Raw genomic sequence first — 14,143 nt, forward strand, 5'->3', positions numbered from 1 at the left:
AAAAAAGCCCAAAGAAATTGCCTTACTCTGGCATTTGATGGTTTTTTTATGTGTCTATCGCAGGTAAGATACGACATAGCTGACTGCGCAAAAAGCGTGGTCATGGCAGTGAGTTAAACAACACACGCAACAGACTAATTATAAATAATCATTTTGGAGTAAAGATGAGCCACACAGCGATAACGGAGCTACTAGCAGGCACCGTTGCGGTAGACAGCCAGGTTACTGTAAAAGGCTGGATCCGTACACGACGCGATTCAAAAGCAGGTATTTCATTCCTAGCCGTCCATGACGGTTCTTGTTTCGATCCTATTCAAGCCGTAGTCCCTAATTCGCTTAATAATTATGAAGAAGTGACTCGTCTTACCGCAGGCTGCTCTGTAGCCGTTACCGGCGTTCTGGTTGCCTCTGAAGGTCAGGGTCAGGCATTTGAAATTCAGGCTAACAAGGTCGAAGTACTGGGCTGGGTTGAAAATCCGGATACCTATCCAATGGCCGCTAAGCGTCACAGTATCGAGTATCTTCGTGAGCATGCTCACCTGCGTCCGCGCACTAACGTAATTGGTGCGGTTACCCGTGTTCGTAACTGCCTGTCACAGGCTATCCACCGATTCTTCCACGAGCGTGGCTACATGTGGATCAGTACGCCTATCATTACGGCAAGTGACTGTGAAGGTGCTGGTGAAATGTTCCGTGTTTCTACACTGGATATGCAAAATCTGCCACGTACAGATAAAGGTGACATCGATTACAGCGAAGATTTCTTCGGTAAAGAAGCCTTTTTGACTGTATCTGGTCAGCTAAACGGTGAAACCTATGCCAGCGCAATGTCAAAGATTTATACTTTTGGCCCAACATTCCGTGCTGAAAACTCCAATACATCACGCCACCTGGCTGAGTTCTGGATGGTTGAGCCAGAAGTTGCTTTTGCCGATCTGGACGACATCGCCGCCCTTGCTGAAGATATGCTGAAATATGCCTTTAAGGCCGTATTGGATGAGCGCCGTGATGACATGGAGTTCTTTGCCCAGCGTATCGAAAAGCAGGCTATCACGCGTCTTGAGTCATTTATCGACAAAGACTTTGCACAGGTTGACTATACCGATGCTATCGAGATCCTGAAAAACTGTGGTAAGAAGTTTGAATTCCCGGTTGACTGGGGCGTCGATCTGCAATCAGAGCACGAACGTTACCTGGCTGAAGAACACTTTAATGCGCCAGTCGTTATCAAGAACTACCCGCGTGATATTAAAGCCTTCTACATGCGTCAGAATGAAGACGGAAAAACCGTTGCGGCGATGGACGTTGTAGCACCGGGTATTGGCGAAATCATTGGTGGTTCTCAGCGTGAAGAGCGCCTTGATGTTCTGGATCAGCGCCTTGAAGAAATGGGTCTGGATAAAGAGGATTACAGCTGGTACCGCGACCTGCGTAAATACGGCACTGTGCCACACTCGGGCTTTGGTCTAGGTTTTGAGCGTTTAGTTGCTTACGTAACGGGTATGGGCAACGTCCGTGACGTTATCGCCTTCCCGCGCACAAAAGGCAGTGCAACCTACTAATCTTATTGAGTGTTAAAAAGCCCCTTTCGGGGCTTTTTTATGTAAGCTGAACCTTATCGGGCTGCCACATAATTCTGACATGTACCCAATTCAGTATATCTGTGTGCATGACCTTCAGTCATAGGTGCAACACCATGTAATGGACCACCATTGACACGCCAGTTTTTCCCTTCAAAACTTACAACATCCCCTGTTTGGTAAACACTGGGGTATGGTTGCCAGGCGTCACTACAAGGCTGACACTTAGGTAGCACCTCACCAATGGCATCTAACAACTTATTCTTGTCACCGCGTGCGTCCTGATGGAGTTCCCAGATAAAAATGCCAGGATAGCCATTGTCGGCAACAAATTGCGACTTTGTGCGAACCAATTCAGGGGTTTCCCAAAAGTGCAGATAATTATCCAGTTCATAAAAGCCCGCGTTGTAGTCCACACCTAACCCATCAACAAAGGTCTCTACAATCTCACGCGCTGTGTACGTCGTCATCGGGCCACTCATCCCATCTGGGAATGATTTGTTATAAAAAGGGATCCCCAGGCTGGTTTTACTCACGTCGTACTTAGTGATCATGCTCTGGCTCCATTGCGCAGGATTTACCAGGCCATCATGGATATACGACCAGGCTGCATGATGGTTTTTCGGTGAGCCACCCCAGCCTCCAGTGTAGTCGTAGGCCATAAAGCGAATGTAATCGGCATGGTCATCCAGATCTGGATGAAAGTTAATGCCTGACCAGCCACCGGCCTGAACATCTACGCTCACTTCAAGATGTGCGGGTAATGAGGCTCTGAGGTCTTTGACCAGATTTAGCAAATAACCACTCTCTACCGGGTTTGGCTGATTGTAGGTACTCCAGTCTTCCCAGTCGACATCAATACCGTCCAGGTTGTGCAGCTCAGCGTAAGCAACCAGATTTTTTACCAGATTCGCTCGCGCCTGTTCGTCCATCGACAGGAAATCAACTCCGGCACCGCCGACTGAAATCATGACACCGGTATTGTTAGCGTGCGCGTGTGCCACAATGTCATCAATATAGCGGTCGGCCTCAAGCGTGTTTAGCGTGCCATCGGCGTTGGGATAGGCAAATGCCACTATAATATGAGTGAGTTTATCGGTGGCCAGATCCTGAACATCCAGCTGACCGCCCGCAGGGTAATCCCAGGTGGAGTAAAAGCCTTCCACCCTTGGGCAAAATGAATCTTGTGCCCAGGCCGCCTGCATTGACAGACCAGATATAGCCACAGCTAACGTTAGACAGGTTTTCTTAAACATAACGTGCTCCATGTTGTATAAATATTAAACACAACAAATATCACGTTAACAAAAAATTTAAAAATGAAGATTTATAATAATGCCTTACACCCGGGCGCATACTTATACACATTTTAGTGCGCCCTTGTCAGTGTAATATTCAATAATTCACTTACTCTTTGAATAGAAGTTCGCAAAAATGTAATCCCGCTCTTTGATACTTTCGTGGCAGCTGGCACACACTTTTTGTATCGCACTATCCGTGCCTTTACCCGCTAGCAGTACTTTACCTTGCTTATCGAACTGCACATATTCCCAATCACCGTGTGTAGGCGAGTAGCCTGGCTGACGTTTAATCATCATAGTGATTGTCAGAGCTTCGTGGGGCGACCCCGACTGAGAGGAAAAATTCTCTTTTAAAACAATCGTGCCCGGTGAGTAGGACTTAAAGTTAGGCACAGGCTCTTCTTCGTCTTCATCCTCATCGTAATCCTGGTAGAGCCGCAAATACTCCAGATAGTTGCTTTCATACACTCTGACATCTTTATTCAGAAACACGACGATAAATTGCTGCCAATGTAATCCTGAGTGTTCAAACCCCGTTACGCGTGTCCAGTCTGTACGGTAATCGCTCAACTCAGCCTGATACTGTGGCGGTATTTTAAAGGGGTAAACCCCAAATGGATCTGCAATGGCCTGGCCTGATACAGTAATAAGACCAGCCGCCAGCATTAGCAAAACGCGTTTCATACGCTGCGCCTTATTTTAAAGTTAGACTTAAATTGGCTCTGAGTTTTCCCTTGTACATTACTTCTACCGACTTTGCTTCTCCGGCTGAAAGCGTAACCTCGACCGGGTCATATTTTGGAATTTGTAACACAAACGTGCTGGCAGATCCGGCATCTAAGTCGATTTTATAAGTTTTTTGTTTTTTCGTGAAAGGCAGTACCTGATAGGTGTCAGAATTCACGTTGGCAATGTAACTGCGCATTTTGGGATGGATTTTGCACCCAATGCGAGTCAGTGTGTTTTCTGACCAATCAGCAGACACTTTGGTTGTCTGACCCTGATTCATCAAACCCACATCAAATTTCACACCTGAATTGGGATCATTGGCAAAAATATTATGTTGAAACTCATCAGAGTTTTTAAAGGTGATCTCACCATTTTTACCCACCACAACCACTTTTTTGTCGAACACCTTATTCGCCTGGTCTAGTTCAGCAGCCTTAGGCCCTGCCCCGTTTTTCGCATACAAAATGCCTGCAAAAGGCGGCTTTTTAACGAAAGTAAGTTCACCGGTTAGTGTGGCAGCCTGTGCATTAAAAACCATGCACAGGCCCAGCGCTAGCATACGTTTAATCATGGTGTTTTTTCCTTTATTGAGGAATGATTGGTCGTTGGATCACAACGGGATCGGTCAACGCGGCCATAAAGGCAACCAAATCCGCCTTTTCCTGAGTTGATAGGTTGAGTGGCACAATGAGCGGGCTTACATTTTTTGTGCCCACAGCCCCCTTATCATAGTGTTCCACGACCTCTTCAAGCGTACCCAATGAACCATCGTGCATATAAGGTGCACTCATAATGATATTTCTTAAACCCGGGGTTTTAAAAGCCCCTTTGAATTGCGCACTTTTGTCTAGTTCGAAACGCCCGTTGTCTTTGTTATCTATCCCGATGTTATGAAAGCTATCGTCTGTAAAATTTTCACCGTCATGGCATTTGGTACACCGCCCTTTACCGACAAAGACACTTAAGCCCCTGATTGCTGAAGGTGACATAGCAAATTTATTACCCGCCAGATATTGGTCAAAGGGCGAGTTATCGCTGATGATGGTTCTTTCGAAGGCGGCGATGGCCCGGCCGACATTTTCAAATGAAATCTCACCGTAAATTTGCGCAAACTCGTCCCGATAGAACTTAACGTCCTTTAAACGTTTGACCACATCTTTGGGGGTCATTTGCATTTCCATATCAGATACCAGAGGCCCCAAAGCCTGCTCTTCCAATGAAGCGGCTCTGCCATCCCAGAAGAAAGTGACAGACCACGCCAGATTATACAAATGTGGTGCGTTTCGACCCAGGATATCTCCCCCACTACCTATGCCTTTGGCCAGACCGTCACTGAACCCCAGTTCAGGGTTATGGCACGTCGCGCAAGACTGGTTATGGTGCCTCGAAAGCCGGGTATCATAGAATAGCGTTTTGCCCAACAGGATCTCTCTGTCGCTTGGCTCCTCGTCATCAGGGTACTCAATGTCATCTTTATCTGGGGTGCCTAGCACCCCTAAATTCACACCAGCGTTGGCCCCTACTTTCACGCTGGTTATACAAAGTGCTGCAATCAAAAACACTTTCAACGCACTCATTTTCCCCCCTTCGACAACAAAGTTAAGGTTAATTTTTGAACTACAGCAAGGATTGACTATATTTTTCGATAATGCAAAAAAATAAACCCTATCACGCAACACCTGTTATATGAGTATTGCCTTATCTGCCAGGGCAGTTTCTTCGTGCTAGTTTTTTAAGTGAGAACAGATGGATATATCACGCATCGTGCCAAGTATCGCGATACAAATGTTAATTGCATTTGGTATCATCACGTCGCTCGGTATCTTCAGTAATTTTTTCGTCTACCTGAATACAGGCTCTATCGGACAAAGCTTTACGCAATTTTCATCGGTGTCATTGCCTCTGGTGAAAGCAAATTCAGATTTAAGAATGGCGATACTAGAAACTCAGATTTCTTTGAAAGAACAAATCATCACAGGAAACAGTCCCGAAGAAAGACGCAACTCCATCGCAGCCAGACAAGCAGCATGGAACAATATCAACAAGCACTTTGCGCAATTGCAAGCACTGGCGCAGCAAACAGGCTTTGAAAATCGCATTTTGAGTACCATTGAACAAAACCTGCGCCAACTGAATACCGAGCAACAAGTTGTCTCCGATATTAGTAATACCGTAGACAACGAGCCCGCTGTCAAAATTCTGGTCACCCAGGCCATTCCTCTGGCCGAGTCGATGGTCGGACTCTTATCAGAGCTAATAGAGTCCGAGCTTGAACAAGACCCAGACGAAGAGCGTATGGAGTTATTTAAGCTCCTGGTGGACTCTAAGATGAGTTTTGCAACCGCGATCTCCGAGTTACGCGCTTTTCTTTTAACAAGAGAGCAAAAAAATATAGACGGTTTCGATCAAGCCTGGTTTGCAAATAGCGATGCGTTTGTTGCCATTTTGGACGATTACGAAGAGTTATTCAGTGAAGCTCAACTGATGAAATGGAGCGCTTACAGTGAAGAGCGTGAAAAAATTGCGCCACTGACGATTTTAGCCTTTGAGAAACAAGCTAGTCCGGACGCGAATTTCGCCACAAAACATTTACGCGAAGTGATTTCTCCGTTGACTAAGCAGATTTTTGCGCAACTCAATGAACTGAACTCACATGTTGCTCAGGTATCTGCAAATGGGATTACCACCGTTGAAACCGCACTCAGCGATATGTTTATCGTCATTACAATCGCTTCCTTGATAACAGTGATTATTGCCAGTTCAATCAGTCTGTTGTTCAGTAACAAACTCAAACAACGCGTTCAACTGTTACTGGAGCGTGCGCAAAATATTTCCGTTGGGAACTTTCAAACAAAAGAAAGCTATTTCTCAATGCATCATAAAGATGAATTAAATCAACTTTCAGAAAGCTTTAATCATATGACACTGTCGTTGTCTTCGACTATTTCAACCGTCCGGCGACAATCAAGACAAGTTGGACATTCAGCGCACCAGGTTGCCGCAATTGCGACCGAAATCAGCTCCGTCGCGAAAAGCGAAAATGACGGTTACAACCAGGTGATGCAGGTTATTGACTGTTTTATGGAGCTGTTGCACGAATCAAGTAACGCCATAGAGCAAAGCAAAGGCGTCCTAGACCAGGCCAGGCAGGAAGCCGACTCCGGGATCGCTGCTGTAAGCAGTAATTTAGAAGAAATGAACAGAACAGTCGAAGTGGTTGAAGTTGCTTCCAAAGAAGTTGGAGAGTTACAGTCTGCCAGTGAGCAAATTGAAACGGTAACAGATGCAATTTCAACAGTCGCAGATCAGACGGCGCTAATTGCATTGAACGCCGCGATTGAAGCAGCCAGAGCTGGAGAACAAGGCAGAGGTTTTGCGGTTGTTGCCGATGAAGTCAGAAGCCTGGCAAAGCGCACAGCCGCCTCCACGGACGAAATCAGACAGGTCATTACACAACTGCTGACTAAAGTGTCGGATGTCATCAATCTAATGACTAACATCATAGAGCAGGTCAATATCAGTAAAACGCGCTCAGACGAAAGTGGCCAGGCACTGAAAGCGATGACCCTGACGATAGACAGGATAGTCTCCGCCAATGAGCAAGTCGCTGAACGGTCAAGCCGTCAAAGTGATCAGATGATTGAAATGCAGCTAAAACTGCAGCACTTGTTTGCGTCGCTCCAGCAAAATGCAGAAAAAGCCCAAATGGTCTCCATGATTGGGGGGGATTTATATCAGACGTCAGAGTTGGTCAATAACTTAATGGACAGCTTCTTCTTCGATGAAGACAAAGACTCATATATTCAGCAACAACACGAGAAAAGGCGCTCGGACAGAGTTGAAGCAAAAATAAAACTAAACATTGAAACAGATGATCAAATCTATTCAACGATTACCCGGGAATTAAGCTGTGTTGGCTGTGGGGTTATTTTGAGTCAGCAGTTGAACCAGGAGCTAGATATTAACAGCACCGTAATTCTGACCCTGTACGAGCCAAAGAAAAATTACTCCGAATACATGCAACAACAGCCGCTAAAACTACCCGCTAAAGTAATCAGAAAAGAAGACCGTTCAGATGAGCACGCCTACTATGGCTTAGAGTTCGATGTACGAGATGCTAACCAGGTTAAAGTGTTGGAGCAACTGTACGCATTTTTTGATGAGTAACGAAAAGAAAAATGTCGTAGTACAGGCGATTTGTCTATTGACCCTACTGCAGTATCTCACAAGCTCTTGTATTGATTGTGGATACTGCTCAAAAAGCGTAAAAGAAGCTACACGCTCTAATCATATATCTTCATGTTTACTAGCTTATAAGCATTTCTGTAAGGGTAACCCGTCTGACAGTCACCAGCGCCATTGGCCCAGACCTTCTTCCCAGACAATTGTGCTGCCAGTAGCATAGAAAATAGCGCCTTTTCATACTCAGAGCTCAGCGGCAGATAGTAACGTGAACCACAACTAGAGTTTGGTTTACTAAAATCAACTAAAATGATGTTGTTAGCGCCTGACAGCGTAACAGTACCTGACGTTTCTTTTGAAGCGAGTACAAGGTTAGGTAAGAGCAAAAGTAGTAGTAATAGTTTTTTCATAATTATCTCCTTTAAATATATAAGAGGCTGCTAAACTAAGCAGCCTTTGTACTGAAATTAAAGAACTTCCAGTAATTCAACATCAAAGATCAGAGTTGAGAATGGTGCAATTGAAGCACCAGCACCGCGCTCGCCGTAAGCAAGGTCATGCGGTACATATAGACGCCACTTTGAGCCAACAGGCATTAGCTGTAGTGCTTCAGTCCAGCCTTTGATTACGCCGTTTACCGGGAATTCAGCTGGCTGACCACGCTCGTAAGAGCTGTCAAATACGGTGCCATTGATCAGTGTGCCATGGTAGTGGACACGAACTGTAGAGTCAGCGGCTGGCTTGTCGCCCTCGCCTGTTTCGATTACTTCGTACTGCAGACCAGACTCAGTAACGGTGATTTCAGCGCGCTTTGCATTTTCTTCCAGGAATGCAGTGCCTTCAGCAGCCAGTACTTTGGCTTCTTCTTCACGACGCTTTTGAATTTCTGCATTGATTTTTTCGAATGCAGCCTGGATCTCAGGGATTTCTACACGGAATGCTTCACCGGCGTAGGCATCTTTCATACCTTCGAATACCGAGTTCAGGTTCAAACCTTCAAATGGGTTAGACTTAAGCTGTTCACCCATTTGCAAACCAATACCATAACTTGCCTTTTCAGCATCTGTGTTGAATAAATCTGACATATTAGATCCACTTATTTATCAGTTTAAAAGAAGCGGCAGTGTATCACAGCGTACTGATGACTAACAGGGAGGTGAATAACTTTATAAAACAGCGCTAGAAGGCACTGTCGTTAAATTCCGTGAAAAGGCCGCACTTATCATGCAGCCTCAGAGCATGACTGGATAGCCTAGTCTTACTGGGCTTTATTTTGGTTTTTAAGCTTAAACTCTCTGACGATGAAAGTCGCAAACGGTAAGCTCAATGTCAACCCAATGATTAATTCGTTGCTATAGCCTGCGAGCCGCTCTGTAAAATAACAACCGAAACCTACGACCCCAAACGCAGCAATCACCACACTGGCAATCATAGGCAGCAGCTTTTCGTATTTAGTGATGATATGACCAACTAACAAGTTAAAAGCGAAGGTATACAGCAAAGTAATCCAGATGCTGGGATACGCTTGCCCGTCAATTGCTAAAACCAAAGCTGCCTGCAAGCCGCTCAAATAGAAAAAACTGAAGATCACCCATAACGAACTATGAATAACAACCTGTTTAGTCATCACTGCCTCCGAACGAAAAAAACCGCCGTATAGGCGGTTTTGGGAATGAGGTGGCGGAGAGATAGGGATTTGAACCCTAGATACGCTATTAACGTATGCCGGTTTTCAAGACCGGTGCTTTCAACCACTCAGCCATCTCTCCGTTGTTGGCGCGCATTCTATGGTGCCAGGATAAAAAAGTAAAGCCCTAATTCAGCTTTTTGCAAAACTCACTTGCTAAATGGCTACCTTTTATACATCGAAGGGACATCAGGAGGGTTATTGCTCGCGCATCAATAGTACTGCTTGGGTCTTCTGGCGACCCAGGCGCCTATGACACTTAGCCCAACACACATAAGTATCACTAATGCCATATCAACAATACCTTGTGTCGGATCTATCACCGGGTGAAGGTTTTCCAACAACACAGGGATAACTGACATAACAGCAACACAACTGAGCACTTTAAACGCGCGACTAAAATCAAAGCGCCGACTATAACTCATCCAACTGGTTAAAATGAGCAGGAAACAGGCAGGTGATAACAGCGCCAACCAAACTTCACTAATGTGAGGTAACATAATGCCTGTTGAAATACACCCTAATACACCCCAAACAATCCAGGTCCACCAATTCTCCCGCTCTTTCAAAAATAGATTGCCCATTACTATTCTTCTTATAATTGTGTTCTGAGACTGCCAGACAATAGCCTAACAAAGATTCAGGTCACAAAACAACCGCAGGACGAATAATTCGTGCACTAAGTTCCCCTTTTAATGACATGCATCATTATATTGCTCCTCGCACACTAATGAATGATGTATCTACTTCGTTTCATGTGCCAAAAACTCACTCTCCAATATCTTCATTCCACAGTTCTGGACGGGTTTTAATAAATTCATCCATCATTTCGATACATTCAGCGTCCTGGCGGACTTCGAGCTTAACGCCATGCTCTGCAAGCAAGGTTTCGCTACCCATAAAGTTCTTGTTTTCACCAATCACAACATTGGGAATGCCATACAACAAGATTGTCCCGGAGCACATGGGGCACGGTGACAGGGTCGTATATAAAGTGCACTCTTTATAAACTGATGCACTTAGGCGACCGGCATTTTCCAACGCATCCATTTCACCATGCAAGACGGTGCTCCCCTTCTGCACCCTCTGATTATGCCCACGCCCGATTATCTGACCTTTGTGAACCAGGACAGAGCCGATCGGGATCCCACCTGTACCAAGCCCTTTCTTCGCTTCTTCAATTGCCGCAGCTAAAAACTTATCCATCATTGTACTCCTGATGTTGGCTATACCAATCCGCATAAATCAGATATCAGTCCAAAAAAGAAAACCTGTCGCTTTGATGCCACACGCAGTGTTCTGGACTCAATGAGACCATAACGCTCCACAAGGGCTGGCCATTATTCTGGCTCGTTCAGTCATATCCAGATTGCTGTTACTCGGTTTAAAAACTGTGCAGCTAACACAGCATCTTTTAAACTAGCACTCAATTGAGGATAAAATAAGAATAACCCAGTCCAGATTATGCCAATTTGCTTAATTATGTGATCTATTTTGAGGAGAGAAAATAGGGTCAATAACACCGCTCCCGCGGCCTGCTATCGCTGAGGCACCTACATCCCTATAGGCGAGGCAAAAATTTGCGAACTCATACCTTAGTAAAGGTTCTAAATGAGAAGTTTTTAACGCTGTTAGCATCCTATTTGCTCCCTCAAATAGACCAGGTGTTAAGTGAAATTGGTATTAATCCCCGTGACTGCGAGGCTGCATCCCAGTTACCTAGGAGCATGGTACCTGTAAGCTTGGTTAAGCTGCTGAGCTTGCAAATCATTTATTACACCCTGCTTATTCAATACAGCAATGATTGAACCCGGCTTACGAGCCAGGTTAACAGCGATTTTATCAATCTCTACGTTCCCTTTATATTGCTCAAGTACCTGCTTTATATCTTCCTCAGACCAGGGTAAGCCATAATTCTCGGGCAACCCTTTATCCAGATTGTCCTGTTGTTTTTGTGCCAAGGTTTTCTTTACTTTTTTCGGCTTTGGCTGCCACTGTAAAGACTGGAAAAGTGCTCTGATCACATCAGGATGGTTATACGGCGACTGTGCAGGCAGGATTTCTCCTGTGATAGGGTCAATGCCATTGGCGAGGCCATACACGATACTGGCAACTTGTTGCTGGTCCATATCTGCTCCTTGATTTAAAAATAACAATGCGTCAACTTCCTGTAATACCAATTTGCTTAATTAAGTGATCTATTTTGAGGCGAGAAAATAGGGTCGATAACAAGGCAAAAATTTTGCTATTTAGTTGTTCTAAATGAGAGATTTTTAACGCTGTTAGCGTCCTATTTGCTCCTTCAAATAGACCAAGTATTAAGTGAAATTGGTGTAACAATATAAGTGTAGCAGGCTTGTCTGAGTTAGGTTATTTTTCCGCTAATGCGTACCGTTCCAACAAGGTTTAAGAAGCAAAAAGTGAGAGTGGAAAGTATTACTGCAACCGAGTCCAATTAATTTAGGTTGCAAGACCAGCTAGCTGGCACAAGCTGGTCTGAAATAAGACGAAGTTTACAAACCCTTAATTGATTCGTTGATGGCGCTCAGAGCCTCAACTGGATCAGCGGCCTGAGTGATTGGTCGGCCAACAACAAGATAATCACTGCCCGACTTTATCGCCAGTTCTGGCGTCATGATCCGCTTCTGATCTCCTGCATCACTGCCTGCAGGTCTTATTCCTGGTGTCACTAAACAAAAGCCACTGCCTAATTCAGCCTTAAGTGTTTGCGCTTCCTGTGCTGAACAGACAACGCCATCGAGGCCTGACTCTTTAGCAAGCTTTGCCAAATAAACCACCTGCTCCTGAGGCGTCTTATCCACCCCGAGTTTGCTCAGCTGCGCCTGATCCATACTGGTCAATACAGTGACCGCAATCAGCAGGGGGGCTTTATCACCATAGGCTTCAAGAGCTTGCTTAGCCTTGCTCATCATTTCAGTGCCGCCGCTGGCATGCACATTAACCATCCACACACCTAGCTCTGCAGCGGCTGTTACAGCCTTCGCAACTGTATTTGGAATGTCATGAAACTTCAAATCAAGAAACACGTCAAACCCTTTTTCAATCAGCTTAGAGACAAATTGAGGGCCGAAATAGGTGAACATTTCCTTTCCGACTTTTAAACGACATTCATCAGGAGAAAGCTGGGATACAAACGCCAGCGCAGCAGCTTCATTGTCGTAATCCAGTGCAATTAGCACCTTTTTCATTTCTGTGTTTGACATAGTTGATCTATTTCGCCTTATAAAATATCGATGTTTTAATACCCGTCCACACCCTGACTTGGCAAAATAGATTCCCAAGACTTACAGGAGGGACATAACCAATAAAGTTTGTGACTGGTAAACCCACAATTACGGCACTGGTAGTCCGGCTTTGTTTCAACATAAGCAGAGACCAGATTATCTACTTCATTTAATACCGACTGAAACTTATCCTGCCTTGTGGCAAGCAGCTTTAATAGAAAACTGAACCCTCGGATTGAAGGTTCCCGCTTTAAACTGTCTGTGAGATAGTCCACAGCTTGCTGAGTATGCCCCGCTTCCACCAACCCCTCACAATGCTTTATTTTTACCAGTACACCGCTGGTTTTCAGCAAATCGTTGACCAGCGTATGGAACTCGTGCTCGATATTGAGACGCTGATAACAGACATGCAAATCTTGCAGCACTAGAGGAATGGCACAGGGAAACTGTGAGACCAGCTTACGCCAGTAATAAATGGCTTTAACATTATCTTCTTTGCTAAGCGCATCATGCCCTAATTCATACAGCGGCCTGATCGTCGTTCTCGGCAACTTAAGTGCGCGCTCCAGGTAATCAGTGAGATAATCTGCGGTTTCCCGCTCAGAAGCCTGATTTTCAAGTGCAGCTTCACAATAAAAGTTAGCAATTGCAGCACAGTAAATTTGTTCGGTAAATAGCTCGGCGTGACTCTCATACATATTCACACCCTTTTGCCATTCCCGGGTTTGCGAATAAAGTTGTATAATGGGCGTCAACGCCTCTTCATAGTCCGCTTTAACTAACTCAACCAAATGCTCCTCGGCACTGTCTAGTAATCCCGCCATAATATAATCTTCAGCGAGAGCCAACTTACAGGACTGGATGACCTGTATATCCAGGCTAGGTTGTTTAAGAAGCAATTCATGGATTCGGATGGCTCGGTCGAGCTCACCTCTTTTGCGGAATAAGGTGGCGAGTATGAGGTAGTGCTCAACAGAATCAGCACTGACCTCTAATAACTTGATCAGGTGCTCAAGGCCCTGATCTTCTTCTCTATCTAAAAGAAACTTTAACCCTTTACTGTATTCTGAGGTAATTTTTCGGTTTTGTTCATGAGCCTGGTTTTTAGCGCTGTTTTTTCCCATGACATAGCCATAAGCAGCTGCTACCGGAAGCAATAGGAAAAGTAACTCAATCATTTACTGCTTTGCGCTTGTATCGATTGATTAACTCTCTGCTGTTGGCGAATTTGCCTCTTTAACTGCGTTATCTTGCCAATGCTCAGTAACAACCCTAGCACTAAGCCAAACACCACACATAGGCTTATTAAACTGGCCAACGGTACCTCTGAACTGGCGATGATATAGTCAACTTTTACTAAAGCCGGGTTTTGTGTACCCAACACAAAAGCGAGTATCACCAGTATCAAAAATAATCCCT

General features: G+C 45.0%; 15 protein-coding genes and 1 tRNA gene. 2 read left to right on the forward strand and 14 right to left on the reverse strand.

Going from position 1 to position 14,143, the window contains the following annotated elements:
- Positions 1 to 164: 164 nt before the first annotated feature.
- Positions 165 to 1,562: an asparagine--tRNA ligase gene (gene asnS, locus CWC22_RS10280; RefSeq protein ID WP_010384545.1), complete on the forward strand. Its 1,398-nt coding sequence runs from the start codon at positions 165 to 167 to the stop codon at positions 1,560 to 1,562.
- A gap of 53 nt (positions 1,563 to 1,615) precedes the next feature.
- Here the strand turns inward: asnS and CWC22_RS10285 are convergent, their stop codons facing one another.
- From CWC22_RS10285 to CWC22_RS10300, 4 genes are all read right to left on the reverse strand, one after another.
- Positions 1,616 to 2,836 (reverse strand): glycoside hydrolase family 18 protein, encoded by a 1,221-nt coding sequence (locus CWC22_RS10285; RefSeq protein ID WP_138535994.1) that lies wholly within the window; start codon positions 2,834 to 2,836, stop codon positions 1,616 to 1,618.
- A 147-nt stretch (positions 2,837 to 2,983) separates the two neighbouring features.
- Positions 2,984 to 3,565, reverse strand: coding sequence for a cytochrome P460 family protein (locus CWC22_RS10290; protein ID WP_138535996.1), 582 nt, complete (start codon positions 3,563 to 3,565; stop codon positions 2,984 to 2,986).
- A 10-nt stretch (positions 3,566 to 3,575) separates the two neighbouring features.
- A complete protein-coding gene (locus CWC22_RS10295) occupies positions 3,576 to 4,181 on the reverse strand; it encodes a cupredoxin domain-containing protein (protein ID WP_138535999.1) in 606 nt (201 codons plus the stop codon).
- Positions 4,182 to 4,194: 13 nt separating this feature from the next.
- On the reverse strand, positions 4,195 to 5,187 hold the full coding sequence (locus CWC22_RS10300; RefSeq protein WP_138536001.1) for a cytochrome-c peroxidase: 993 nt from the start codon (positions 5,185 to 5,187) through the stop codon (positions 4,195 to 4,197).
- Positions 5,188 to 5,356: 169 nt separating this feature from the next.
- On the opposite strand from CWC22_RS10300, the gene CWC22_RS10305 reads away from it, so the two are divergent.
- Positions 5,357 to 7,777, forward strand: a complete 2,421-nt coding sequence (locus tag CWC22_RS10305; RefSeq protein WP_138536003.1) for a methyl-accepting chemotaxis protein — start codon at positions 5,357 to 5,359, stop codon at positions 7,775 to 7,777.
- Between the two features lie 116 nt (positions 7,778 to 7,893).
- On the opposite strand, the gene CWC22_RS10310 is transcribed toward CWC22_RS10305, so the two are convergent.
- The 10 genes from CWC22_RS10310 to CWC22_RS24625 form a co-directional block, all read right to left on the reverse strand.
- A complete protein-coding gene (locus tag CWC22_RS10310; RefSeq protein WP_138536005.1) occupies positions 7,894 to 8,202 on the reverse strand; it encodes a hypothetical protein in 309 nt (102 codons plus the stop codon).
- A 57-nt stretch (positions 8,203 to 8,259) separates the two neighbouring features.
- Positions 8,260 to 8,877 (reverse strand): FKBP-type peptidyl-prolyl cis-trans isomerase, encoded by a 618-nt coding sequence (locus CWC22_RS10315; RefSeq protein WP_049865357.1) that lies wholly within the window; start codon positions 8,875 to 8,877, stop codon positions 8,260 to 8,262.
- A gap of 173 nt (positions 8,878 to 9,050) precedes the next feature.
- Complete coding sequence (locus tag CWC22_RS10320) at positions 9,051 to 9,419, reverse strand: hypothetical protein (protein WP_138536007.1); 369 nt, start codon at positions 9,417 to 9,419, stop codon at positions 9,051 to 9,053.
- A gap of 51 nt (positions 9,420 to 9,470) precedes the next feature.
- A tRNA-Ser gene (locus CWC22_RS10325) sits at positions 9,471 to 9,561 on the reverse strand.
- Between the two features lie 130 nt (positions 9,562 to 9,691).
- Positions 9,692 to 10,063 carry a hypothetical protein gene (locus CWC22_RS10330; RefSeq protein ID WP_125559690.1) on the reverse strand — a complete coding sequence of 124 codons (372 nt, stop codon included), beginning with the start codon at positions 10,061 to 10,063 and terminating at the stop codon, positions 9,692 to 9,694.
- Positions 10,064 to 10,247: 184 nt separating this feature from the next.
- Complete coding sequence (locus tag CWC22_RS10335; RefSeq protein ID WP_125559692.1) at positions 10,248 to 10,685, reverse strand: nucleoside deaminase; 438 nt, start codon at positions 10,683 to 10,685, stop codon at positions 10,248 to 10,250.
- Between the two features lie 509 nt (positions 10,686 to 11,194).
- The gene (locus tag CWC22_RS10340; RefSeq protein ID WP_138536009.1) at positions 11,195 to 11,608 is read right to left on the reverse strand and encodes a hypothetical protein; all 414 of its coding nucleotides are present in this window, start codon (positions 11,606 to 11,608) and stop codon (positions 11,195 to 11,197) included.
- Between the two features lie 384 nt (positions 11,609 to 11,992).
- Positions 11,993 to 12,703 carry an orotidine-5'-phosphate decarboxylase gene (pyrF, locus tag CWC22_RS10345; RefSeq protein ID WP_138536013.1) on the reverse strand — a complete coding sequence of 237 codons (711 nt, stop codon included), beginning with the start codon at positions 12,701 to 12,703 and terminating at the stop codon, positions 11,993 to 11,995.
- Positions 12,704 to 12,738: 35 nt separating this feature from the next.
- On the reverse strand, positions 12,739 to 13,902 hold the full coding sequence (gene lapB / locus CWC22_RS10350; RefSeq protein WP_125559698.1) for a lipopolysaccharide assembly protein LapB: 1,164 nt from the start codon (positions 13,900 to 13,902) through the stop codon (positions 12,739 to 12,741).
- Positions 13,899 to 14,123 carry a lipopolysaccharide assembly protein LapA domain-containing protein gene (locus tag CWC22_RS24625; protein ID WP_419144617.1) on the reverse strand — a complete coding sequence of 75 codons (225 nt, stop codon included), beginning with the start codon at positions 14,121 to 14,123 and terminating at the stop codon, positions 13,899 to 13,901. Before CWC22_RS24625 ends, lapB begins: the two co-directional genes overlap by 4 nt.
- Between the last annotated feature and the right edge of the window lie 20 nt (positions 14,124 to 14,143).

It is taken from the genome of Pseudoalteromonas rubra (assembly GCF_005886805.2).
GTDB classification, from domain to species: Bacteria; Pseudomonadota; Gammaproteobacteria; order Enterobacterales; family Alteromonadaceae; genus Pseudoalteromonas; species Pseudoalteromonas rubra_D.

What these genes read in the sequence shown, in the direction of transcription:
- CWC22_RS10305 (WP_138536003.1), top strand. Translation starts at nt 5,357, where the DNA reads ATGGATATATCACGCATCGTGCCAAGTATCGCGATACAAATGTTAATT.
- CWC22_RS10330 (WP_125559690.1), bottom strand. Translation starts at nt 10,063, where the DNA reads ATGGGCAATCTATTTTTGAAAGAGCGGGAGAATTGGTGGACCTGGATT.
- CWC22_RS10290 (WP_138535996.1), bottom strand. Translation starts at nt 3,565, where the DNA reads ATGAAACGCGTTTTGCTAATGCTGGCGGCTGGTCTTATTACTGTATCA.
- CWC22_RS10320 (WP_138536007.1), bottom strand. Translation starts at nt 9,419, where the DNA reads ATGACTAAACAGGTTGTTATTCATAGTTCGTTATGGGTGATCTTCAGT.
- asnS (WP_010384545.1), top strand. Translation starts at nt 165, where the DNA reads ATGAGCCACACAGCGATAACGGAGCTACTAGCAGGCACCGTTGCGGTA.
- CWC22_RS10310 (WP_138536005.1), bottom strand. Translation starts at nt 8,202, where the DNA reads ATGAAAAAACTATTACTACTACTTTTGCTCTTACCTAACCTTGTACTC.
- CWC22_RS10340 (WP_138536009.1), bottom strand. Translation starts at nt 11,608, where the DNA reads ATGGACCAGCAACAAGTTGCCAGTATCGTGTATGGCCTCGCCAATGGC.
- CWC22_RS10300 (WP_138536001.1), bottom strand. Translation starts at nt 5,187, where the DNA reads ATGAGTGCGTTGAAAGTGTTTTTGATTGCAGCACTTTGTATAACCAGC.
- CWC22_RS10285 (WP_138535994.1), bottom strand. Translation starts at nt 2,836, where the DNA reads ATGTTTAAGAAAACCTGTCTAACGTTAGCTGTGGCTATATCTGGTCTG.
- CWC22_RS10295 (WP_138535999.1), bottom strand. Translation starts at nt 4,181, where the DNA reads ATGATTAAACGTATGCTAGCGCTGGGCCTGTGCATGGTTTTTAATGCA.
- CWC22_RS10315 (WP_049865357.1), bottom strand. Translation starts at nt 8,877, where the DNA reads ATGTCAGATTTATTCAACACAGATGCTGAAAAGGCAAGTTATGGTATT.
- lapB (WP_125559698.1), bottom strand. Translation starts at nt 13,902, where the DNA reads ATGATTGAGTTACTTTTCCTATTGCTTCCGGTAGCAGCTGCTTATGGC.
- pyrF (WP_138536013.1), bottom strand. Translation starts at nt 12,703, where the DNA reads ATGTCAAACACAGAAATGAAAAAGGTGCTAATTGCACTGGATTACGAC.
- CWC22_RS10335 (WP_125559692.1), bottom strand. Translation starts at nt 10,685, where the DNA reads ATGGATAAGTTTTTAGCTGCGGCAATTGAAGAAGCGAAGAAAGGGCTT.